The sequence below is a fragment of the Pseudomonas sp. Fl4BN1 genome (genome assembly GCF_009908285.1).
Taxonomy (GTDB): domain Bacteria; phylum Pseudomonadota; class Gammaproteobacteria; order Pseudomonadales; family Pseudomonadaceae; genus Aquipseudomonas.
Genome location: NZ_JAAARM010000015.1, coordinates 106,096 through 128,256, shown reverse-complemented (window position 1 = coordinate 128,256; position 22,161 = coordinate 106,096). Strand labels below are relative to the sequence as shown.

Here is a 22,161-nt window from a genome sequence, read left to right as displayed (position 1 = left end):
GGAGGACAAAGACTGGTCGAAGCATATGGCGCTGCCATCGACCGCGAAGCCCCACTCAGGCAGGGGCAGCGCTACTGAACCGGCGGTGCTTATAAAAAGCAGCGCCAGCTCAGCTTGAAAAGTCGCGCAGTGTAACGGCAAAAAGCCGACTTGCTAAGAGCCAATCGGCGTCAATTTATGCAACTTTAACGACGTCGAGCCAGATAGCGTTGCAAGGCGGCCAGGGAGTCCGGGCAATAGGGCTTTTCGTGGATTTCCCGCAGCACCTGATCCAGCGGAATAAAGTGCGCTTCAAGGACCTCTTCCGGCTGCAGGCGCAGCGGACCGTCCCACACGGCAGAGAACGCCGAGCACCAGAGGCGGTTGCCGGTGTCCTCGAAGAAGAAGTGATCATGGGCGGTTAATTCGACCCCGCTCACTCCCAGCTCTTCTTCCAGTTCCCGAGCGGCCGACTCAGCGTAGCTCTCGGTGGCCTGGACCATGCCGCCAGCGGCAACATCCCAGTAGCCCGGGTAGATGGCCTTGCTCAGCGTACGCCGGTGCACGCAGAGCTCACCGGCGGAATTGAACAACATGATGTAGGTGCCACGGCCAATCAGGCCGCGCTCGCGCAGCTCCGAGCGGACCATGGCACCCAGCAACTGGTCTTCGCCATCGACCCAGGCAATCTGTTCAGCGTCGGAGGCGGCGCGATGAGCCGCCTCATTGGTGGTTGCGACCATGGATCAGCCTTGATTGAGCAGTTGACGCAAGTCGATGACCGCCGCGTTGGCCCGGGAGATGTAGTTGGCCATGACCAGCGAGTGGTTGGCCAGGATGCCGAAACCGCTGCCATTGAGGATCATCGGGCTCCAGACCGGCTCCTGGGACGCCTCCAGCTCACGGATGATCTGCCGCACGCTGACCGTGGCGTTTTTCTTCGCCAGTACGTCGGCGAAGTCCACTTCAATCGCTCGCAGCAGATGCGACAGCGCCCAGGCCTGGCCACGGGCTTCGTAGAACACGTTATCGATCTGCAACCACGGGGTTTCCTCGAGTTCCTCATCCATCTGCGGGGCCTGCCCCGGGGCGAGCACTTCGGTTTTCAGCGCCGTATTGAGCTTGACCCGGCCGACACTGGCCGATAGGCGCTGGGACAGCGAGCCCAGGCGCGTGCCCACATCACCCAGCCAGTTATTGAGGTTGTCGGCACGGGCATAGAACTGCGCGGTCTTCTGATTAGGATCGGACAGGCGTGCCTGATAGCGGCTCAGGGAGTTGATGCCTTCCTGATACTCCGACTCACTGGACGGCAGTATCCAGCTCTTGTTGTCGAAGTTGAAACGCGGCTCGGCCTTGGCCAGATCGGCGTCTTCGGCGGACTGCGATTGGGACCGTGCGAAGTCCTTGCGCAGGGCGCGGGTCAAGTCGCGGACCTGGACCAGCACGCCGTATTCCCAGCTTGGCATGTTGTCCAGCCACAGGCCCGGCGGGAAGCGGTCGTTGGAGATATAGCCCCCCGGCTTATCGAGCAGGGTACTGGCCACAGTCTTGAGGGTTTCCACGGTGGTGTAGCCCACCACCATCTGCCGCCCTTCTTTCTCGGCGGCAATCTGCGCGTTTTGCTGGACCGGGAACAGCGCCGGCTCTTGACTCCAGTACCAACCCAAGGCGCCGGTAACCAATAGGTACAGGCCCAACAAGGTGAGCAGGGCGCGACTGAACAGCAGGCCACCGAAATAGCTGCGTGTCGCCGACTTGGGTTCGGCAGCACGCTCCGGCGCGCTGCCTGCGCGATTCTTCCAATCCAGCATGGCTATGTCCTTTCAATCACTTGGGTTCATCGGTTCGACCACAACCCTACTCCATCGTGCATTGCCTTGACGGGATAAATCTCCCGGCAAATGCGCACCGCGCAATGATTGCGAATCAGGTCGACACTATAGATGAAGCACAGTCCAGAGCCTATGCGACCAGAGGGTCAGAAACTGAATTACGGCGCTTTGCACATTATTGACGTACGACACTCATGGGACGCGAAAGTGGTGCTAGCATAGAGCCACCAGTCGATCTCAGCATGCACCCTCACTAGTAGTCAGGATATGACCGAGCCAGAAGACCCCAGCCGTGAGCGCCTCAAGCACCACTTTGCCCAGCGGGTAATTCATCAGGCACGTCAGATTCTTGAGATATGGCAGCGTCTGCAGCGCAGCGAATGGTCGACCACCGACATGTCGGAACTGTGCGAAGCCAATCTACGCCTGCTGCGTTTCGCCGAACGTTTCGAACAACCTGAACACACTCAGCTGGCCCATAGCATCAGCCAATCGCTGGAAGCGGTAGACGCCAATCGCGGTCGCCTGAGCAGCACCCTGATCACCGATCTCAATCGCCTGATGCAGCGCCTGTCGCGCACCGGCCTGCGCCATGGCGACCAGCTGGAACAAACCTTCCTGCCGCCGCTGCGCAAGCCGATCTACATCATGCTGCAGGATCACGAGCGGGCCGAGCGCCTGGCCAAGCAACTGGAATTCTTCGGCCTCAGCGCCCAGTCCCTGGACAGCATCGCAGCCTTCCGCTCATCCATGGTCGAACGGTTGCCGGCGGCGATTGTCATCGACGTCGATTTCTCCGGCCCCGGCATGGGCCTGACCCTGGCGGACGAAGCCCAGGTTGGCCTCGAGCAAAAGTTGCCGCTGTTGTTTTTCAGCCTGCATGAAACCGATACCCCGACCCGCCTGGCCGCAGTGCGCGCCGGCGGCCAGGAGTTCCTGACCGGCACCCTGGAAGCTTCCAGCCTGTTGGAAAAAATCGAGGTGCTGACCTGCGTCGCCCAGTACGAACCCTATAAAGTGTTGATCATCGACGACTCCCGCGCCCAGGCCCTGCACACCGAGCGCCTGCTCAACAGTGCCGGGATCGTCACTCGCACCCTGATCGAGCCGATCCAGGCCATGGCCGAGCTGGCGGACTTCCAGCCGGACTTGATCATCCTCGACATGTACATGCCGGCCTGCACCGGCACCGAGCTGGCCAAGGTGATCCGCCACAATGACCGCTATGTCAGCGTGCCAATCATCTATCTGTCCGCCGAGGACGACCTGGACAAGCAGCTGGATGCCATGAGCGAAGGCGGCGACGATTTCCTCACCAAGCCGATCAAGCCTCGACACCTGATCACCACCGTGCGCAACCGCGCAGCCCGGGCGCGCAACCTCAAGGCGCGAATGGTCCGCGACAGCCTCACGGGCCTGTACAACCACACCCATATCCTGCAACTGCTGGAAGACTGCAGCTTCCGCTCGCGCCGCGAAGACAAGCCGCTGAGCTTTGCCATGCTCGATATCGACCACTTCAAGCGGGTCAATGACAGCCATGGCCATCCCATGGGCGACCGGGTGATCAAGAGCCTCGCGCTGTTTCTCAAGCAGCGCCTGCGCAAGACCGACTTCATTGGCCGCTACGGCGGTGAAGAATTTGCCATCGTCATGCCCGACACTGACCAGGACGCCGCGTGCAAGGTCCTGGACGAGATCCGCCAGCGCTTTGCCGAGATCCACTACCCGGCCCAACCCCACGACCTGTGGTGCACCTTCAGCGCCGGGGTAGTCGAGATGGAGCAAGACTCCGACAGCTTGATGATGGCCAGCCAGGCGGACGAGGCGCTGTACCGCGCCAAGCATGGCGGACGCAACCGGGTGCAGGCCGCGCGACAATCAAGTCAAAGTGCCACTTTTTCATCGGACTCCACTGATTCGGTCATAACCCTGTAATACAAACGCAATAAATTCAGGCGCTTACCATTTTTCCGTTGGTAGAGCCCCGATGCGCCTGAAGCTGCTGACCAATCTCAATACCCTGCTGTTAGTTGCCGTTTGCCTGGCCCTGGGGGCGACGCTCTGGTGGTCGCAACGGGCCCTGGAGCGCCCCTATCTGCTGATGGAGCGCTACCTGGGGCTGTCCCAGCAGTTTCAGAACCAAGTGGCGCGCAATATCGAGGACTACCTGGCCAGCGGCGACGCCCTGCGCCTGAGCAGTGCCGCACAGGCCATCGAAACCCTGCAAGGCGAACTCAGCGAACTGCCGCCGCATCTGGCGCAAAGCCTACGCCCGAGCCTGGCCAGCCTCGACGACTTCAGCAAGACCGACCTGCTGGCAGCAGGCAAACTGGCGGGCGACCCCCAGGCCCTGCTATTGCAGGCCGAACGTGAACTGGGCGCCAACCTCGAACAGCTCAGCCAATATGCCAATGGAGCCAAGACTGCTGGCGCCGCGGCCTACCTGCCGCTGCTGCTGAACGCTGCGCAACACCTGGGCAAACTGTCCCTGGCCCGAGACAAGCTGGTGAGCAGCGGTCGCAGCGAGCTGGCTGCCGACGTCGAGCGCGAGGTGAACAACATTCGCGGCCAGGCCGAGCTGATCGAAGCCCTGCCTTTATTAGGCGTGGCCACCAGCAGCGAGTCCGGCACCGACGACTTCGCGGCCTTGATGGGTCTGGAAAACACCCAGAAGGCGGCGACTGAAGACGCTGGTGTCGGCCTCAAGCGTGAACTCCACGGCCTGCTCAACCGCTACCCCACGGAACTCGAGCGTACCCGTGAGCAGATCCAGAAACGTGCCGACCTGAGCGCCGCGACGCTGCTGAAGATCACTGCCGTGCGCCAGGCGATCGCCGAACTGGAACCCGCGGTGCGCGCCCAGCACGGGCAGATCCAGGGCGAAGTGCGGCTGATGCAGGGGCTGATGATCGGCCTGATCCTGCTGATCGCCCTGGTCATCGACACCTTGCAGCGCAAGCTGGCCCGGGTCCTGAGCAACCTCGCCCCGGCACTCTCGACCTGGGCCGAAGGCGACTTCAGCCGCCCGATCCAACTGGGCAAGACCAACCACGAACTGCACGCTATCGAAGAGTCGCTGAACCGCCTGCGGGCCTACCTGGTGGACCTGGTGGGCACCATTCGCCAGAACGCCGAGCAAGTGGCCGGCAGCAGCCGTGCCCTGGCCGACCTCAGCAGCAGCCTGCACAGCGGTGCCGAGCGCCAGGCCGGTGACACCGCCCAGATCCGCGATGCCCTGGGGGAGCTGGAGGCCACCATCCAGCAGGTTGCCGGTGATGCCAGCCAGGCTGCCGATGCCAGCCGCAGCGCCGGGCTGGCCGTGCAACAGGGACAGAAAGTCATCGGCCTGAGCCTCACCGGCCTGCACGCCCTGGTGGGTGAAGTGCAGGGCAATGCGCAGATGATCGAACACCTGGCACAAGAGTCCGCCACCATTGGCGGGGTGCTGACGGTGATTCGCTCCATCGCCGACCAGACCAACCTGCTGGCTCTCAATGCCGCCATCGAAGCCGCACGCGCCGGGGAGATGGGCCGCGGCTTCGCGGTGGTCGCCGAAGAGGTGCGCTCCCTGGCCCAGCGCACTGCCGGCGCCACGGCACAGATCCAGACCCTGATCGCCGGCCTGCAAAGCGCCGCGCAGCAATCGGTGGAAGGCATGCGCGCCCAGGTCGAACACGCCGAAGCCACTGCCAGCCAGGCCCAGGCTGCCGACGGTGCCCTGGACGAAATCGTCGGGGCGATCCAGACCATTGCCGACACTGCGGTACGAATTGCTGATGTCACCGCCCAGCAGAGCGGCGCAGTCAGCGAGATCCGTGATCACAGCGAACGCATTCATCAACTGGGTGGCGACAACCTGCTGCGCATCGGCGAAGGCCGAAGCCAGGGCGAGAACCTGCTGGACCTGGGGGGCCAGTTGCACACGGCGGTTCAGGCCTTCCGCGTCTGAATCAGGCCCCTCGCCAGCCTTGAGCACTCTCCTAGAGCGGATCATCGGTGAAACGGGCGCCAGGGATCCCCTCCAGGCCACCCTGCTGGCAAATGACCGGATTTAATCGCTTGGTCACATATTTTGCGCAAACATCGGTCATCGTGCTGGCTATTGCCGAGAACTGGACAGTCATAAAGTCTTTCCGGCATAGTCGCCGGGTTCTGACAACAGCACCTCGATAACAAGGAACAACCGATGGCCACCCTACTGGTTCTTCACGGCCCCAACCTGAACCTGCTTGGCACCCGTGAACCGGGGGTCTACGGCGCAACCAACCTGGCCCAGATAAACCAGGACCTGGAGCAGCGGGCCCGTGATGCCGGGCACCATCTGCAGTACCTGCAGAGCAATGCCGAGTACGAATTGATCGAACGCATTCATGCCGCACGGGATGAAGGCGTGGACTTCATTTTGATCAATCCAGCAGCTTTTACGCATACAAGCATCGCTTTACGTGACGCGTTGCTGGCGGTGAGCATCCCATTCATCGAAGTGCATTTGTCTAACGTGTACAAACGCGAACCTTTCCGCCATCACTCCTACTTCTCCGACGTTGCGGTGGGAGTGATCTGCGGCCTTGGCGCCAGCGGTTACCGACTGGCCCTGGAGGCCGCCCTAGAGCAGCTTGAACAACAGGCTAAACGCCCCTGACCGACCCTTGGGAGTTGATGATTCATGGATATCCGTAAAGTTAAGAAACTGATCGAACTGCTGGAAGAGTCCGGCATCGATGAGCTGGAGATCAAGGAAGGCGAAGAGTCCGTACGCATCAGCCGTCACAGCAAGACTCCAGCCCAGCAGTACTACGCTCCTGCGCCAATGGCCGCACCTGTCGCGGCACCTGCTGCTGCCGCTCCGGCCGCTGCTCCTGCTGCCCCGGCGGCACCCGTGCTGAACGGCACCGTTGCTCGCTCGCCGATGGTCGGCACCTTCTACCGCAAATCTTCGCCTAGCTCGCCAGCCTTCGTTGAAGTCGGCCAAAGCGTGAAGAAGGGCGACACCCTGTGCATCGTCGAAGCGATGAAGATGATGAACCACATCGAAGCTGAAACCAGCGGTGTGATCGAGTCCATCCTTGTCGAAGACGGCCAGCCGGTTGAGTACGACCAACCGCTGTTCACCATCGTTTGAACCGCGGAGAGCCAACGATGTCTGCGAAGTTGGAAAAAGTTCTGATCGCCAACCGCGGTGAAATCGCCCTGCGGATCCTGCGCGCCTGCAAAGAAATGGGCATCAAGACCGTCGCCGTCTACTCCAAGGCCGACAAGGAACTGATGCACCTGGGCCTGGCAGACGAATCCGTCTGCATCGGACCTGCGCAAGCCGCACAGTCCTACCTGCACATCCCGGCCATCATCGCGGCAGCAGAGGTCACCGGCGCCACGGCAATTCACCCTGGCTACGGCTTCCTCGCGGAAAACGCTGACTTCGCCGAACAGGTGGAAAACTCCGGCTTTGCCTTCATCGGCCCGAAAGCTGACACCATCCGCCTGATGGGCGACAAGGTTTCGGCCAAGCACGCCATGATCGCTGCCGGCGTACCCACGGTTCCAGGTTCTGACGGCCCGCTGCCGGAAGACGAAGAAACCGCGTTGCGCATCGGCCGTGAAGTCGGCTACCCAGTGATCATCAAGGCTGCTGGCGGCGGCGGTGGTCGCGGCATGCGCGTAGTGCATAAAGAAGAAGACCTGATCGCCTCGGCCAAACTGACCCGCTCAGAAGCTGGCGCGGCGTTCGGCAACCCGATGGTCTACCTGGAGAAGTTCCTGACCAACCCACGCCACGTGGAAGTTCAGGTGCTGTCCGACGGCCAGGGCAATGCCATCCACCTGGGCGACCGCGACTGCTCGCTGCAGCGTCGTCACCAGAAGGTCCTCGAAGAAGCACCGGCACCGGGCATCGACGAAACCGCACGCCAGGAAGTCTTCGCCCGCTGCGTCAAGGCGTGCATCGACATCGGCTACCGTGGCGCCGGCACCTTCGAGTTCCTCTACGAGAACGGCAGCTTCTACTTCATCGAGATGAACACTCGTGTCCAGGTAGAGCACCCGGTTTCGGAGATGGTCACCGGTATCGACATCGTCAAGGAGATGCTCAGCATCGCCGCCGGCAACAAGCTGTCGTTCACCCAGGATGACGTGGTCATCCGCGGTCACGCGCTGGAATGCCGGATCAACGCCGAAGACCCGAAAACCTTCATGCCAAGCCCAGGCACGGTCAAGCACTTCCATGCCCCGGGCGGCAACGGCGTGCGCGTCGACTCGCACCTGTACAGCGGTTACGCGGTTCCACCGAACTACGATTCGTTGATCGGCAAGCTGATCACCTACGGGGCAACCCGTGACGAAGCCATGGCGCGCATGCGCAATGCGCTGGACGAAATCGTCGTCGACGGGATCAAGACCAACATCCCGCTGCACCGCGACCTGACCCGTGACGAAGGCTTCTGCAAAGGGGGAGTGAACATTCACTACCTCGAGCACAAGCTGGCCGAGCAACACTGATCGGCACTCGCCACACCGCCAAGGCCGCTTCCGAGCGGCCTTGGCGTATCTGCTTATCTCCCAGCGCCCTGTAGGAGCGAGCTTGCTCGCGAACCGCGCAGCGGCCATTGCGTACACTCCCTGATCAGCCGCTATCGCAAGCAAGAACCAGGCATCCCCCTCGCTCCCACGGGTCGTCTCGCGTAAACTTGCGCGCTTCTCGCGGCCCGCTAGGCTGCACATCACATATTTTCAAAGGTGCCCGCCATGCCTTGGCTGCAAGTCCGTCTCGCCATCAGCCCAGAACAAGCCGAAACCTACGAAGACGCTTTTCTTGAAGTCGGTGCCGTCTCGGTGACCTTCATGGACGCCGAGGATCAGCCGATCTTCGAACCCGAGCTCAATACCACGCCGCTGTGGTCCCACACCCACCTGCTGGCGCTGTTCGAAGGCGGCACCGAAGCCGCCAGCGTGCTCGCCCATCTGGAACTGCTGACCGGCAGCCCGCTGCCCGAGCATCACAGCGAAGTCATCGAAGACCAGGATTGGGAACGTAGCTGGATGGACAACTTCCAGCCGATGCGTTTTGGCCAGCGCCTGTGGATTGTCCCAAGCTGGCACGCCGCCCCAGAGCCAGACGCGGTCAACCTGCTGTTGGACCCGGGCCTGGCCTTCGGCACCGGCACCCATCCGACCACCGCCCTGTGCCTGCAATGGCTGGACGGCCAGGACCTGAAAGGTTGCGACGTACTGGACTTCGGTTGCGGCTCCGGCATCCTCGCCATCGCCGCCCTGTTGCTGGGCGCCAAGCAAGCCGTGGGCACCGACATTGATGTACAAGCCCTGGAAGCCTCCCGGGACAACGCCGGGCGCAACAACATCGCCGAGGCCTTGTTCCCGCTGTACCTGCCCGAACAACTGCCGCAAGTACAAGCCGATGTGCTGGTGGCCAACATCCTCGCCGGCCCCCTGGTCTCCCTGGCTCCGCAACTGTCGAGCCTGGTGAAGCCCGGTGGACGCCTGGCGCTCTCGGGGATCCTCGCCGAACAAGGCGAAGAGGTCGCCGCCGCCTATGCCCAGGACTTCGATCTGGACCCGATCGCCAACCTCGATGGCTGGGTGCGCATCACCGGCCGTCGGCGCTAGAATGGCCGCCTGCATAATCCGGATGGCCGCATGACCGACAGTTTCGTCACCCAGTGCCCGCATTGCCAAACCAGGTTCCGTGTCAGCCATGCTCAATTGAGCGTGGCCCGCGGAGTGGTTCGCTGTGGCTCCTGCCTGCAGGTGTTCAACGCTGCTCGGCAGTTGCTTGAGCAACGCGCAGCCAAGGAAGGCGTAACGTCCAGGCCTGCCGCCAAACCGACCGCCGCGCCGGCAGCCACTGCACCGCCGACACCGGCCCCGGAACCGGAACTGCAGCCCCCTCCGGCACCGACTCCAGCTGCGCCCCCCGCCCAACGCGCCATCAGTCAGAAGCAATGGTCGGCCGCCGAGATGGATCTGGACCACCTGGACCTCGACGAGGAACTGGCCAAGCTCGAACAGCGGGAAATCCAGCCAGCCAAGGCCTTCGGCCAGGAGCGCGAACACCAGGAAGAGAGCCTCAGCGCCCGCCGTGATCCATTGGACAGCGACGAAGCCCACTGGCCCGACGGCCTGTTCGGCAGTGCCGCCAAGAACGATAAACCCGAGCCTCTCGCCACCAAGACACCAGCATCCCAGGACGAAGCCAGCCAAGAGCCTGCCAGGTCCGGTCGCACCGAACCGTCGCTGTCTTTCAACCTGGCGGACCTGGATGACGAGCCGCAGGCACCGCGGTTGCGCCCGGATGATGACCTCGGTTCCCTGGACGCCCACTCTCCTGCAGAGGCCATCGAGCACGACGACAAACCAGAGGCCGCCGCCCCGGGCAAGAAACGCCGCGAGCGCAGTGAGCCCGGGGTTCAGGAAGACGTGCTGCTGGACCTGGTGGACGATCCAATCCATCTCGACTGGCAGAAACGTCGTTCACCCTGGGGACGACGCCTGCTCTGGATGCTGCTGATCCTGCTGGCTGCTGGCGGCCTGGTGAGTCAATACGTCGCCTACCACTTCGACGAACTGGCGCGCCAGGACCAGTACCGCCCGTGGTTCCAGGAGCTGTGCCCGGAGTTCGGCTGTACGGTACCGTCGCGCGTGGACATCGCCCGGATCAAGAGCAGCAATCTGGTGGTGCGCAGCCACCCGGAGTTCAGCGGGGCGCTGGTAGTGGATGCCATCATCTACAACCGTGCGCCCTTCTCCCAACCGTTCCCGTTGCTGGAACTGCGCTTCGCCGATCTCAATGGCCATCTGATTGCCAGCCGCAGCTTCAAACCCGGGGAATACCTGGGTGGCGACCTACAAGATGTCGCGGAAATGCCGCCGCAGACACCGATCCACATTGCCCTCGACATTCTCGACCCCGGACCGAAAGCCGTGAACTACAGTCTGAGTTTCCACTCGCCTGAGTAAATCGGCTAGACGAGTTGATGGAAAACGCTGGATTGACGACAGTTTTATGACTGCGTCGCTCAGATTAATCCTGAGTCGATAACGGAAGAACTGTTCAGATTTTATCCAATTCAGCCTTTATCCGGTCATCGAGAGCGGGTATCATGCCAACCCTTTTTCGAACTCTCATGATCCGGCCCCACAACAGGGAAGTCCTATGTCGGCGGTACGCATCGGCCCATATACAGTGCACAACGGCTTGATTCTCGCCCCAATGGCGGGTGTCACCGACCAGCCCTTTCGTCAGCTTTGCAAGCAATTGGGCGCGGGCCTTGTAGTCTCGGAAATGGTCACCAGCGACATGAGCTTGTGGAACAGCCGTAAATCGCGGCTGCGCATGATCCACGAAGGCGATCCCGAGCCACGCTCGGTACAGATTGCCGGTGGTGATGCACAGATGCTGGCAGACGCCGCCCGCGCCAACGTCGAGTTGGGCGCACAAATAATTGATATCAACATGGGTTGCCCGGCGAAGAAGGTCTGCAACAAGGCCGCCGGCTCCGCTTTGCTGAAAGACGAAGCCCTGGTCAACGAGATTCTCCAGGCGGTGGTGGCCGCGGTGGATGTACCGGTCACCCTGAAGATCCGTACCGGCTGGGACCGGCAGAACAAGAATGGCCTGACGGTGGCGAAGATCGCCGAGCAGGCGGGCATCACGGCACTGGCGGTCCATGGTAGGACCCGGGCCGATCTGTACACCGGCGAGGCCGAGTACGACACCATCGCCGCGATCAAGCAGGCGGTGTCGATTCCGGTCTTTGCCAACGGCGACATCGACTCACCCGAAAAGGCCCGGCAGGTGTTGCACGCCACCGGTGTCGACGGGCTGTTGATCGGCCGGGCCGCCCAAGGGCGGCCATGGATTTTTCGTGAGATCGAACACTTCCTGCAGACCGGTGAAACCCTCCCGGCGCTGGAGCTGTTCGAAGTGGAACGTATTCTGCTAGAGCACCTGGCCGCGCTGCATGTCTTCTATGGGGATGTCATGGGCGTACGCATTGCGCGCAAGCATGTGGGCTGGTATCTCGCAACCCTGCCGGGCGCCAGGGAGTTTCGCGCCCACTTCAATCGTTTGGAAGATACGGAAGCACAATGCGCCAACGTTCGGGAGTTCTTTGCCGGGCGTTACAAGAGCCTGGAAGCAGGGGACGGAGAGGGGGTGGCCGCATGACGATGATGACCGAGACTTTAGTGAGTGGAACAACACCCGTGAGCGACAACGTGAATTTGAAACAGCACCTCAATACACCCAGCGAAGAAGGCCAGACCCTTCGCGGGAGTGTCGAGAAGGCGCTGCACAATTATTTCGCCCACCTTGAGGGCGCGGCCGTCACGGATGTGTACAACCTGGTGCTCTCCGAAGTCGAGGCTCCCTTGCTCGAAAGTGTGATGAACTACGTCAAGGGCAATCAGACCAAGGCCAGCGAACTCCTGGGTCTGAACCGAGGTACCCTGCGCAAGAAACTCAAGCAGTACGATTTGTTGTAAGCATTCAATCAAACCAGAAAGGCGCCCGCGTAAAAAACGGTCGCCTTTTTTGCTGACTCCTTTGCTTTTGATGGAAATTGAGATGACCGACCAGACTACCCGCCTGCCGATCCGCCGCGCCTTGATCAGTGTTTCCGACAAGACCGGGATCCTTGAATTCGCCAAGGAGCTGGAAGCCCTTGGTGTGGAGATCCTCTCCACCGGCGGGACCTTCAAACTGCTGCAGGACAACGGCGTGTCCGCAGTGGAAGTCGCGGATTACACCGGTTTCGCGGAAATGATGGATGGCCGGGTGAAGACCCTGCACCCGAAAATCCACGGCGGTATCCTTGGTCGTCGCGGTATCGACGACGCCATCATGAACGAACACGGGATCAAGCCGATCGACCTGGTCGCCGTCAACCTCTACCCGTTCGAAGCCACCATCTCCAAGCCGGGTTGCGACCTGCCGACCGCCATCGAGAACATCGACATTGGCGGCCCGACCATGGTCCGCTCGGCAGCCAAGAACCACAAAGACGTGGCCATCGTGGTCAACGCCAGCGACTACGCCAGCGTCCTGGAAAGCCTCAAGGCCGGTGGCCTGACCTACGCCCAGCGCTTCGACCTGATGCTCAAGGCCTTTGAACACACCGCGGCCTACGACGGCATGATCGCCAACTACATGGGCACCGTGAACCAGGCTGCCGAGACCCTGAGCACAGAAGGCCGCAGCGAGTTCCCGCGGACCTTCAACAGCCAGTTCATCAAGGCCCAGGAAATGCGCTACGGCGAGAACCCGCACCAGAGCGCGGCGTTCTACGTGGAAGCCAAGCCGGCCGAAGTCGGCATCGCCACCGCCACCCAGCTGCAAGGCAAGGAGCTGTCGTACAACAACGTGGCCGATACCGATGCCGCGCTGGAATGCGTCAAGAGCTTCGTCAAGCCGGCTTGCGTGATCGTCAAGCACGCCAACCCGTGCGGCGTTGCCGTCAGCCCGGACGCTGAAGGCGGCATCCGCCAGGCCTATGAGCTGGCTTACGCCACCGACACCGAATCGGCCTTCGGCGGCATCATCGCCTTCAACCGCGAGCTGGACGCAGCCACTGCCAAGGCGATCGTCGAGCGTCAGTTCGTTGAAGTGATCATCGCCCCTTCCGTGACTGAAGAAGCCCGCGCCATTGTTGCTGCCAAAGCCAACGTGCGCTTGCTGGCCTGCGGTGAATGGTCGGCTGATCGCGCTGCCGCCTGGGACTACAAGCGCGTCAACGGCGGCCTGCTGGTACAGAGCCGCGATATCGGCATGATCAGCGCCGATGACCTGAAGGTGGTGACCAAGCGCGCACCTACCGAGCAGGAAATCCACGACCTGATCTTCGCCTGGAAAGTTGCCAAGTACGTCAAGTCCAACGCCATCGTCTACGCCAAGAACCGCCAGACCATCGGGGTCGGCGCCGGCCAGATGAGCCGCGTGAACTCCGCCCGGATCGCCGCCATCAAGGCCGAGCACGCCGGTCTGCAGGTAGCCGGTTCGGTAATGGCCTCCGACGCGTTCTTCCCGTTCCGCGACGGCCTGGACAACGCCGCCAAGGTCGGTATCACCGCGGTGATCCAGCCAGGCGGCTCGATGCGTGATGCCGAAGTGATTGCCGCTGCCGACGAAGCCGGCATCGCCATGGTCTTCACCGGCATGCGTCATTTCCGTCACTAAGCACTCGCCACAGTAGGAGCCGGCTTGCCGGCGAAAGCGGTCCCGCCCAACAAGCGAGGCGCCCCGATCGCCGGCAAGCCGGCTCCTACTTTTGCTTTCCTGAATTAGCGTCATCCGAGGTTTTTGAAATGAATGTACTGATCATTGGTAGCGGCGGTCGTGAACACGCCCTGGCCTGGAAAGTCGCTCAGGACCCACGGGTTCAGAAAGTGTTCGTTGCCCCGGGCAACGCCGGCACCGCCATCGAAGCCAAATGCGAGAACGTCGCCATCGACGTCCTGGCCCTGGAACAGCTGGCAGATTTCGCTGAGAAAAACGTCTCCCTGACCATCGTTGGCCCGGAAGTGCCGCTGGTGGCCGGCGTGGTCGACCTGTTCCGCTCCCGTGGCCTGGACTGCTTCGGCCCGACCGCCGGCGCCGCGCAGCTGGAAGGCTCGAAGGCCTTCACCAAGGACTTCCTCGCGCGCCACAAGATCCCGACTGCCGACTATCAGAACTTCACCGAGATCGAGCCGGCCCTGGCCTACCTGCGGGAAAAAGGCGCGCCGATCGTGATCAAGGCCGATGGCCTGGCCGCCGGCAAAGGCGTGATCGTCGCCATGACCCTGGCCGAAGCCGAAGAGGCCGTGCGCGACATGCTGGCCGGCAATGCCTTCGGTGACGCCGGCTCGCGTGTGGTCATCGAGGAGTTCCTCGATGGCGAAGAAGCCAGCTTCATCGTCATGGTCGACGGCAAGAACGTGCTGCCCATGGCCACGAGCCAGGACCACAAGCGCGTCGGCGACGGCGACACTGGCCCCAATACCGGTGGCATGGGCGCTTACTCGCCAGCACCGGTGGTCACCTCAGAAGTACACCAACGGGTGATGGACCTGGTGATCTGGCCGACCGTGCGCGGCATGGCCGAGGAAGGCAACGTCTACACAGGCTTCCTCTATGCCGGGCTGATGATCGACAAGGCCGGTAACCCGAAGGTCATCGAGTTCAACTGCCGCTTCGGCGACCCAGAGACCCAGCCGGTCATGCTGCGCCTGCAATCGAGCCTGGTGCTGCTGGTGGAAGCCGCCCTGGCCCAGGCCCTGGACAAGGTCGAAGCGCAATGGGATCCACGCCCGAGCCTGGGTATCGTGCTGGCCGCTGGCGGCTATCCTGGTGACTACGCCAAGGGCGCAGCGATTACCGGCCTGGACGCCGCCGCTGAACTGGAAGGCAAAATCTTCCACGCCGGCACCGCGCTCAAGGACGGTCAGGTTGTAACCTCCGGCGGCCGGGTACTGTGTGCCACCGCCATGGGCGACAGCGTGGACGCAGCCCAGCAGCAAGCCTACCGCCTGGCGGCCAAGGTCGATTGGCAGGGCTGCTTCTACCGCAACGACATCGGCTACCGTGCCATTGCTCGCGAGCGTGGCCAGGAGTAAAGCCTGCCCTGACTCCGGCAAGGGCCTTGCGCCCTTGCCGGGCGGTCATTACGCCGCGCATAGTTATAATCAGGCATCAACCAATGAAGGGATTTCGCCGTGCGCTGGCTCAGGACTGCCCTAGGTCTCACTGTCACATTGCTGACTCTGCTCTGCTTGAATTCGGCCCTGGCCGCTCAAGGCAGTGGCTGGGCGGTTTTGCTCGACGAACAGGCCGACCTGCAACTCAGTGACATCCGCTCCCCACGCTACATCAACCAGTTCAGCCCGATCGAACTGGACAAGCTGACCGCCGCCGAGCCTGACGGCGCCCTGTGGTTACGCTTCAAGCTCCAACCAGGGACCCACGAGCAGATCCTGCGGATCTTCGCCCCCGACCTGTCCCACCTGAATCTCTACGTGCTCGACGGTGACAAGCTGATCGAGCAAGTGAACACCGGTTCCAGCCAGGCACAAACGGAAAAGCCCCTGCCCAGCAGAGACTTCATGCTGCCGTTGCCGCAAAGCGCCAAGCCGCTGGATGTGTATGTACGGCTAGTGTCCGAGCACGAACTGCGCCCCTACATCACCCTGCAATCGGCAGTGATGAGCGCCGCCAACCAGAGCCAGACGCTGATCTACGGCCTGCTCTTCGGCTGCCTGGCAATGCTGATCCTGCACAACCTCACACGCTTCGCCTACACCCGCTCTCGCAGCAGCTTGTGGCTGGCGGCCTGCGAGGGCCTGCTGACCCTCAGCCTGTTGATGCTGCTGAACCTGCTAGGCCCCTGGCTACCAGACTTGCAGCCGCTGCAGACCCCGGGAGCCTATGTGGCCCTGCTGCTGACTGCGCCCTGCGGGATGATGTTCGCCTACCGCTTTTTCGCCCCGCTGGGTCCGCACCCGCTGAATCGCCTGCTGCTGGGCAACATCCTGGTGATCGGCCTGTTCGGCCTGTTGCTGCTGTTCGTCAGCACCCTGCCGCTGAACATCATCACCTATGGCCTGGTGGCCCTGGCCGGCCTGAGCATGCTGTTCGTCGGCGGCTATCACTGGCACAAGGGCTATCGTCCGGCCCGCTTGTTCGTCGCCGCAATGGTGATCTTCAACCTCGGTACCCTGGTGATCCTCCCGGCCCTGCTGGGCCTGACCCTGGTCGCACCGCAAGGGCTGATCATCACCCTGATGAGTGTGGTGTGCATCGCCGGCCTGCTGATGAGCATTGCCCTGGGCGAACGCCAGCGCAACATCACCGAGAACCGCTTCAGCGTCAGCCGCGACCTCGCCGCCAGCACTGCCGAGGTCAATGCCAAGGCTGAATTCCTGGCCAAGATCAGCCACGAGATCCGCACCCCGATGAACGGCGTGCTGGGCATGACCGAACTGCTGCTGGGCACCCCGCTGTCGGTCAAGCAGCGCGACTACGTGCAGACCATCCACAGCGCCGGCAACGAACTGCTGACCCTGATCAACGAGATCCTCGACATCTCCAAGCTGGAATCCGGGCAGATTGAACTGGACGACGTACAGTTCGACCTCAATGCCCTGATCGAAGACTGCCTGAGCATCTTCCGCGCCAAGGCCGAACAGCAGAATGTCGAACTGATCAGCTTCATCCAGCCCCAGGTGCCGCGGGTCATCAGCGGCGACCCGACGCGCCTGCGCCAGGCCCTGCTGAGCCTGTTGGAAAACGCCCTGAAGAAGACCGACGAGGGCGAAGTGCTGATCGTCGTCGCCCTCGACGAACGCAGCAGCAAGCCGCGCCTGCGCATTGCCGTGCAGGACAGCGGCCAGCCGATGGACGCCGAAGAGCGCGACGCCCTGCTGCACACCGAGCTGCACAGCAAGAACTTCCTCGCCACTACCCGCCTGGGAGGCAATCTCGGGCTGGTGATCGCGCGCCAGTTGATCCTGCTGATGCACGGCGAATTCGGCATCAAGAGCGGCGCTCAACAAGGCAGCACCCTGTGGCTGACCCTGCCCCTGGACGCCGAGCGCCTGGAGCAACCCACCGCCGATCTCGACGGCCCGCTGCAAGGTGCCCGGGTGCTGGTGGTTGATGACAACGACACCTGCCGCAAAGTCCTGGTGCAACAATGCAGTGCCTGGGGCCTGAACGTCAGCGCTGTGCCTTCGGGTAAGGAGGCGTTGGCACTGCTGCGGACCAAGGCCCATCTGCGGGACTATTTCGACGTGGTCCTGCTGGACCAGAACATGCCCGGCATGACCGGCATGCAACTGGCGGCGAAGATCAAGGAAGACCCGAGCCTGAACCACGACATCCTGTTGATCATGCTCACCGGCATCAGCAATGCGCCGAGCAAGGTGATTGCACGCAATGCCGGGATCAAGCGCATCCTCGCCAAGCCGGTGGCCGGCTATACCCTCAAGACCACCCTGGCCGACGAACTCAGTCAACGGGACAAGGCACCCGCCGCGCCCTACAACCTGCCCTTCAATACCCCGCCGAGCCCGGCGCCGGTCACTGTGCCCAGCGACTTCCGCATCCTGGTGGCCGAAGACAACAGCATCTCGACCAAGGTCATCCGCGGCATGCTCGGCAAGCTCAACCTGCAGCCCGACACCGCCAGCAACGGCGAAGAGGCCCTGCAGGCAATGAAAGCCCAGCGCTACGACCTGGTGCTGATGGATTGCGAAATGCCGGTGCTGGACGGGTTCTCCGCCACCCAGCAACTGCGCGCCTGGGAAGTCGGCAACCAACGGGTGCGCACCCCGGTGGTGGCCCTTACCGCGCACATCCTCGCCGAGCACAAGGAGCGCGCGCGCCAGGCCGGCATGGACGGGCACATGGCCAAGCCGGTGGAGCTCTCGCAACTGCGCGAACTGGTGGAACACTGGGTCACCCAGCGCGATCTGCGTGAGCGCAGCGCCGCACACACCAGTTGAGCCGACAGCCCGGGCGGCGCCTGTTAAACTCTGGCTCGCCCTCCTTAGTCGTGAGCTCCCACCATGCTCCACGTGCTGTTCAGCGTTTACCTGAAGATGCTGGTGCTCTATAGCCCATTCTTCGTGCTCTCGTGCTTCATCAGCCTGACCCGCGGCTATTCCCCCAAGGAGCGGCGGCGCCTGGCCTGGAAAGTCGCCTTGGCGACCCTGGTCTCCAGCATCCTGCTGTACCTGTTCGGCCGGGTGATCTTCAGTGTCTTCGGGATCACCGTGGATGCCTTCCGCATCGGCGCCGGCAGCGTGCTGTTCATCTCCGCCCTGGGCATGGCCCAGGGCAAGTCCGCGGTCCAGACCGACAACGTGCAGCAGGACGTGACCATCGTCCCGCTGACCATTCCCCTGACCGTGGGCCCCGGCACCATCGGTGCGCTGCTGGTGATGGGCGTCAGCCAGCCCCACTGGGACGACAAGCTCACCGCGATCCTGAGCATCGCCCTGGCCAGCTTTACCGTCGGCGTGGTGCTGTACCTGTCGAACCGCATCGAAGGCATTCTTGGCGAGCAAGGCTTGCAGATCGTCAGCCGCCTGATGGGGCTGTTCGTCTGTGCCCTGGCGGCGCAAATCATCTTTACCGGGGTTCGAGGGTATCTGGTGCCCTAGGCAGCCGGGATGCCCCCAGCGCCCTTACATGGAATCACAGGCAACGGAATGCAGATGCCCCAAAGACCTCCCGGCAAGCACCGCTCCCGGATGCCGTGCTCAGCTCTGGCCCCCCTACGATTCCTGATCGACCAGCGCCTGGGTTACCTGCTGGCATTGCTGGTATTGCTCGCGCAGCCGGCCATGGCGGCAGACCTGCCAAACGCAGAATCGAAGAAGCGCCTCGACTACCTCAGTGGCTACAGCGAGCAGTTTGGCGACTTCCACGTGTTTCGCGGCAGATCCTCCATCAGCACCTTGGAAATCACCTACAAAGGCCGGCCCTACCGGCCACTGAATGCCTGGCAGATCACCGATGTCAGGCCCACCGGCGCGATCCAGGGCGGCCAGCCGGTGCTGCTGGCGACCACTATCGAATGGATGGGCGTCGGCACGGTGGTGATTGCCGTGCAGAACGACACGCCGCTGGCCCGCATCCTCAGCCCGGTCAAAAGCGCGAGCGAACCCGACTGGGGCCAGCCGCAAGCAGGACGCAATGATCTGCTGCTGTTCCCCGAGGGCGCACGAGCCTTCGTGCCATCGACCGGGCAAGTGCTGTGGTTCGACAATCAACTGCCCGGCTGGGGTCTCTCGCACCACTCCATGCTGGTATCAGTCGCGCCGGACAATCGCAGCGCCGCGTTCCTGGGCAAGGAAAGCTTGCTGCTCAGCTCGGTGGACCAGGGGGTCTATGCCCATTGGCCGATCAGCAAGGAGCTGAATGCGAGTCAGATCTGGCCGCTGTTCAAGGAGTCCTACGCCCGTGCCCAAAAAGCCCTGGAGCAAGGTCGGAGCATCGACGGGAGGCGCCTGCAACATGCCCTGGAAGTGGATTGGGTCGCGCAGAATTTCAGTTGGCAAAAGGTTCAAGGGGTCTGGCAACTCAAGGGCCTGGGCCTGACCTCCAGCCCTATCAAGGGGAGCAGTGAGTGATGCCGAACCTTCTACCTCGACCTTTTGCATGGTCCACCCAGCGCCTGCTGCAGCTGGTTGTCGTGGCGCTCCTGAGCGGTTGCGCCAACCATGGTGCCGAACGGCCCAGCGATATTCGCACCGAAGACGCCAAGACCACGCAAGCGGTCCTGGAACTTCAAGTGACCTTCGCCAAGGCACCGGACTACAAGCCCGATACCTCAGGCCCCTATGCGTCCAGCAAGTACGTGAAAATAGACGGCTACCCGAGCATCCAGATTCCGTTCTACCAGAAGGGCATCGGTTTCGAACTGGGAGTACTCGGCGACCCACGAGCGCTGCTGGCGTTGCCTTATCCCTCGCCCAAGAGCGATTCGGCCACCAACTCCCTGCGGGTCATGGGCCAGAAACTGGACCCCACTCACTATCGCTTCCTGGTGTTGCCGATGTCGGGCTGGAACAGCCTCAACAGCTTCGAGGTGGCCTTCGCCCACAACGGTCGGCAAGAAGCCATGACCTTCAGCTACAGCACCAAGGACGTGTGCGAGAACAGCTTCGCGGTGACCACCCCGACCTATGGTTTCGCCCTTTCCGTGGCCGCGCGCTTTCCTGGCAACGCCCGAGGTTGCCTGAAACCCTGCGATGCGCGCCCAGGGTATGCGGGGCATTGCGCCTACTACTCCGGTTTCTTGCTGGTACCGAGCCTGTAAGCAAAGCCGCCCGTGCCCTCCTGGAAGGATAAGGAACAACACAATGCCCTACAGCGCCGACGCTGCTTTCGTACAGGAGCAATGGCAGGACGAGTGCTTCCCACGGGGAAACGCCCTGATCCTGAACAGCGGTTTCTACTGCCTGTTCGACCTGCCCTACGCACATTCCCAACCGCTCAACAAAGTCTGGATTCCGGCCCTGGATTATCCCCGCCCGGATGAACCTGACTTCGTCACGCCCCTGGGATTTTCCGCCGACGGCCCGCAGCCTTTTTACGCCAAAGGCGGCGAGACTGCCGGCTATGGCGGCGACGGCTTCCTGGCATTGCAGGAAAAGGGCTCGGACAAACTGATCTGGTTGATTACCTTCCGGGACACCAACCCCTTCAGCCGGGTAGAAATCCACGACCAGCACATCCAAGCCGAGTCGACATCCGGGGTCAGGGTACGAATCCCCATCGAGCGGCCCGACCAGTTGACTCTGGTCTGGCCATAAACTGAACACCCAGGCCGAGTGCCCATGGAAAAACTTACCCGCCTCGCCGCCATCGACCGCTTGAGCCGACAGCGCCTGCTGTCCCTCTCTGCGCTAGAGCGCTACGACCAGCTCTTGAACAGGTGGAGCATCGATGACGGCGACCCTGAGTTCGCAACGCTCCCGGCAACCCTGCGCCAAGAACTGTTGCAGCATCAGGAGCCCCCCGAAAACGTGCAAGACCCGCACTATGACCCACTGATACTGCTCAACCTGCGCGCGGAATACCGCAGCGTCACCGCCCAGTACTTGACCCGCTGCCTGCTTGAAGCCGGCTGTGGCGAACACCAGGTCGACGAGCCAGTCGAGCCGCTGCTCGCCTGCCCTTGCTGCGGTTATCTGACCTTGGGCGCGCGCGGCGAGTATGAAATCTGTGACCTGTGCCACTGGGAAGATGACGGCAGCAATGCCGCCGATGCACTGAGCGGGCCGAACCACATGACCCTGCGCCAGGCTCGGGAACAATTCGCCCGAAGCCGGGATACTTTACCCTTGGACAAATGGCCACGGGCCAGCGAGAACGCCCGATGATTCCCAAGCAACTGATGGCATTGATCGAAGCCCAGCCAAACCCCAGGCCCCGCATCGAAACCGCCAAGGTGACCCACGCACTGAAGACGCTGGGCATTGCCCTGGACAGCGAGTTCGCGCAGATCTACCTGGCCTGCCACCCCGCCGACTTCGAAAGCCGGGCGAGCTACGAAGTGCTGATGGACATCGCCGAGCCCACCGAGCAGATCCTCATCGGCACTGAATTCATCCATGAAGTGTGGGAGCTGCCAAAGAACTTTATCGCCTTCACCTCATTGCAAGCCGAAGGCGGCTACTTGCTGGACAAGGACTCTGGCGGCGTCTGGGATTTTGGCCTCGAGAACTGGGAGGACTTTGTCGCCGGACGCATGCCGGCCAGGTGGGGCAGCTTCTTCGAGTTTGTCACCTGGCTGCTGTCAGCCGATGCTCCGGATGATGACTAGCCCCTCCGCCGTACCGTAGGAGT

19 protein-coding genes and 1 pseudogene are annotated in these 22,161 nt (G+C 62.3%); 18 read left to right on the top strand and 2 right to left on the bottom strand.

Annotation, left to right across the window (positions count from 1 at the left end; genetic code table 11):
• Positions 1–185 precede the first annotated feature (185 nt).
• Both GV818_RS18320 and GV818_RS18315 read right to left on the bottom strand, forming a co-directional pair.
• Positions 186–722: an NUDIX hydrolase gene (locus GV818_RS18320; RefSeq protein ID WP_161758717.1), complete on the bottom strand. Its 537-nt coding sequence runs from the start codon at positions 720–722 to the stop codon at positions 186–188.
• Between the two features lie 3 nt (positions 723–725).
• The gene (locus GV818_RS18315) at positions 726–1,793 is read right to left on the bottom strand and encodes a DUF2333 family protein (RefSeq protein ID WP_161758718.1); all 1,068 of its coding nucleotides are present in this window, start codon (positions 1,791–1,793) and stop codon (positions 726–728) included.
• A gap of 288 nt (positions 1,794–2,081) precedes the next feature.
• Here GV818_RS18315 and GV818_RS18310 point away from each other — a divergent pair, with 288 nt between their 5' ends.
• The 18 genes and pseudogenes from GV818_RS18310 to GV818_RS18225 all read left to right on the top strand — a co-directional run bounded on the left by GV818_RS18310 (position 2,082) and on the right by GV818_RS18225 (position 22,138).
• Positions 2,082–3,752: a response regulator gene (locus GV818_RS18310; RefSeq protein ID WP_161777155.1), complete on the top strand. Its 1,671-nt coding sequence runs from the start codon at positions 2,082–2,084 to the stop codon at positions 3,750–3,752.
• Positions 3,753–5,250: 1,498 nt separating this feature from the next.
• Positions 5,251–5,766, top strand: a pseudogene (locus GV818_RS35050) (methyl-accepting chemotaxis protein); the annotation flags it as partial.
• A gap of 237 nt (positions 5,767–6,003) precedes the next feature.
• The gene (gene aroQ, locus GV818_RS18300; protein WP_161777153.1) at positions 6,004–6,459 is read left to right on the top strand and encodes a type II 3-dehydroquinate dehydratase; all 456 of its coding nucleotides are present in this window, start codon (positions 6,004–6,006) and stop codon (positions 6,457–6,459) included.
• 24 nt (positions 6,460–6,483) lie between these two features.
• The gene (accB, locus tag GV818_RS18295) at positions 6,484–6,939 is read left to right on the top strand and encodes an acetyl-CoA carboxylase biotin carboxyl carrier protein (protein WP_161758721.1); all 456 of its coding nucleotides are present in this window, start codon (positions 6,484–6,486) and stop codon (positions 6,937–6,939) included.
• A gap of 17 nt (positions 6,940–6,956) precedes the next feature.
• Complete coding sequence (gene accC / locus GV818_RS18290; protein WP_161758722.1) at positions 6,957–8,312, top strand: acetyl-CoA carboxylase biotin carboxylase subunit; 1,356 nt, start codon at positions 6,957–6,959, stop codon at positions 8,310–8,312.
• Positions 8,313–8,558: 246 nt separating this feature from the next.
• Positions 8,559–9,437 (top strand): 50S ribosomal protein L11 methyltransferase, encoded by an 879-nt coding sequence (gene prmA, locus GV818_RS18285; RefSeq protein ID WP_161758723.1) that lies wholly within the window; start codon positions 8,559–8,561, stop codon positions 9,435–9,437.
• Positions 9,438–9,467: 30 nt separating this feature from the next.
• Entirely contained in the window at positions 9,468–10,787 is a 1,320-nt protein-coding gene (locus GV818_RS18280; protein ID WP_161777152.1) for a DUF3426 domain-containing protein, read from the top strand.
• 196 nt (positions 10,788–10,983) lie between these two features.
• A complete protein-coding gene (gene dusB, locus GV818_RS18275; RefSeq protein WP_161758725.1) occupies positions 10,984–11,997 on the top strand; it encodes a tRNA dihydrouridine synthase DusB in 1,014 nt (337 codons plus the stop codon).
• Positions 11,994–12,314 (top strand): DNA-binding transcriptional regulator Fis, encoded by a 321-nt coding sequence (fis, locus tag GV818_RS18270; RefSeq protein ID WP_003186237.1) that lies wholly within the window; start codon positions 11,994–11,996, stop codon positions 12,312–12,314. Before dusB ends, fis begins: the two co-directional genes overlap by 4 nt.
• Before the next feature lie 82 nt (positions 12,315–12,396).
• Positions 12,397–14,004, top strand: a complete 1,608-nt coding sequence (gene purH / locus GV818_RS18265; protein WP_161758726.1) for a bifunctional phosphoribosylaminoimidazolecarboxamide formyltransferase/IMP cyclohydrolase — start codon at positions 12,397–12,399, stop codon at positions 14,002–14,004.
• A gap of 128 nt (positions 14,005–14,132) precedes the next feature.
• Positions 14,133–15,422 carry a phosphoribosylamine--glycine ligase gene (gene purD / locus GV818_RS18260; protein WP_161758727.1) on the top strand — a complete coding sequence of 430 codons (1,290 nt, stop codon included), beginning with the start codon at positions 14,133–14,135 and terminating at the stop codon, positions 15,420–15,422.
• A gap of 99 nt (positions 15,423–15,521) precedes the next feature.
• On the top strand, positions 15,522–18,308 hold the full coding sequence (locus tag GV818_RS18255) for a hybrid sensor histidine kinase/response regulator (RefSeq protein WP_161777151.1): 2,787 nt from the start codon (positions 15,522–15,524) through the stop codon (positions 18,306–18,308).
• Positions 18,309–18,371: 63 nt separating this feature from the next.
• Complete coding sequence (locus tag GV818_RS18250) at positions 18,372–18,968, top strand: MarC family protein (protein WP_161758729.1); 597 nt, start codon at positions 18,372–18,374, stop codon at positions 18,966–18,968.
• A gap of 54 nt (positions 18,969–19,022) precedes the next feature.
• A complete protein-coding gene (locus GV818_RS18245; protein ID WP_256679486.1) occupies positions 19,023–19,940 on the top strand; it encodes a hypothetical protein in 918 nt (305 codons plus the stop codon).
• On the top strand, positions 19,940–20,629 hold the full coding sequence (locus tag GV818_RS18240) for a hypothetical protein (RefSeq protein ID WP_161777150.1): 690 nt from the start codon (positions 19,940–19,942) through the stop codon (positions 20,627–20,629). Before GV818_RS18245 ends, GV818_RS18240 begins: the two co-directional genes overlap by 1 nt.
• Positions 20,630–20,672: 43 nt before the next feature.
• A complete protein-coding gene (locus GV818_RS18235; RefSeq protein ID WP_161758731.1) occupies positions 20,673–21,125 on the top strand; it encodes a hypothetical protein in 453 nt (150 codons plus the stop codon).
• A gap of 24 nt (positions 21,126–21,149) precedes the next feature.
• Positions 21,150–21,695, top strand: a complete 546-nt coding sequence (locus tag GV818_RS18230) for a CPCC family cysteine-rich protein (RefSeq protein ID WP_161758732.1) — start codon at positions 21,150–21,152, stop codon at positions 21,693–21,695.
• Positions 21,692–22,138, top strand: a complete 447-nt coding sequence (locus GV818_RS18225) for an SMI1/KNR4 family protein (protein ID WP_161758733.1) — start codon at positions 21,692–21,694, stop codon at positions 22,136–22,138. Before GV818_RS18230 ends, GV818_RS18225 begins: the two co-directional genes overlap by 4 nt.
• Positions 22,139–22,161: the final 23 nt, after the last annotated feature.

Bases quoted from the DNA above. Each gene is read 5' to 3' on its own strand.
- GV818_RS18320 (WP_161758717.1), bottom strand. From the start codon at position 722: ATGGTCGCAACCACCAATGAGGCGGCTCATCGCGCCGCCTCCGACGCT.
- GV818_RS18315 (WP_161758718.1), bottom strand. From the start codon at position 1,793: ATGCTGGATTGGAAGAATCGCGCAGGCAGCGCGCCGGAGCGTGCTGCC.
- GV818_RS18310 (WP_161777155.1), top strand. From the start codon at position 2,082: ATGACCGAGCCAGAAGACCCCAGCCGTGAGCGCCTCAAGCACCACTTT.
- aroQ (WP_161777153.1), top strand. From the start codon at position 6,004: ATGGCCACCCTACTGGTTCTTCACGGCCCCAACCTGAACCTGCTTGGC.
- accB (WP_161758721.1), top strand. From the start codon at position 6,484: ATGGATATCCGTAAAGTTAAGAAACTGATCGAACTGCTGGAAGAGTCC.
- accC (WP_161758722.1), top strand. From the start codon at position 6,957: ATGTCTGCGAAGTTGGAAAAAGTTCTGATCGCCAACCGCGGTGAAATC.
- prmA (WP_161758723.1), top strand. From the start codon at position 8,559: ATGCCTTGGCTGCAAGTCCGTCTCGCCATCAGCCCAGAACAAGCCGAA.
- GV818_RS18280 (WP_161777152.1), top strand. From the start codon at position 9,468: ATGACCGACAGTTTCGTCACCCAGTGCCCGCATTGCCAAACCAGGTTC.
- dusB (WP_161758725.1), top strand. From the start codon at position 10,984: ATGTCGGCGGTACGCATCGGCCCATATACAGTGCACAACGGCTTGATT.
- fis (WP_003186237.1), top strand. From the start codon at position 11,994: ATGACGATGATGACCGAGACTTTAGTGAGTGGAACAACACCCGTGAGC.
- purH (WP_161758726.1), top strand. From the start codon at position 12,397: ATGACCGACCAGACTACCCGCCTGCCGATCCGCCGCGCCTTGATCAGT.
- purD (WP_161758727.1), top strand. From the start codon at position 14,133: ATGAATGTACTGATCATTGGTAGCGGCGGTCGTGAACACGCCCTGGCC.
- GV818_RS18250 (WP_161758729.1), top strand. From the start codon at position 18,372: ATGCTCCACGTGCTGTTCAGCGTTTACCTGAAGATGCTGGTGCTCTAT.
- GV818_RS18245 (WP_256679486.1), top strand. From the start codon at position 19,023: ATGCCCCAAAGACCTCCCGGCAAGCACCGCTCCCGGATGCCGTGCTCA.
- GV818_RS18240 (WP_161777150.1), top strand. From the start codon at position 19,940: ATGCCGAACCTTCTACCTCGACCTTTTGCATGGTCCACCCAGCGCCTG.
- GV818_RS18235 (WP_161758731.1), top strand. From the start codon at position 20,673: ATGCCCTACAGCGCCGACGCTGCTTTCGTACAGGAGCAATGGCAGGAC.
- GV818_RS18230 (WP_161758732.1), top strand. From the start codon at position 21,150: ATGGAAAAACTTACCCGCCTCGCCGCCATCGACCGCTTGAGCCGACAG.
- GV818_RS18225 (WP_161758733.1), top strand. From the start codon at position 21,692: ATGATTCCCAAGCAACTGATGGCATTGATCGAAGCCCAGCCAAACCCC.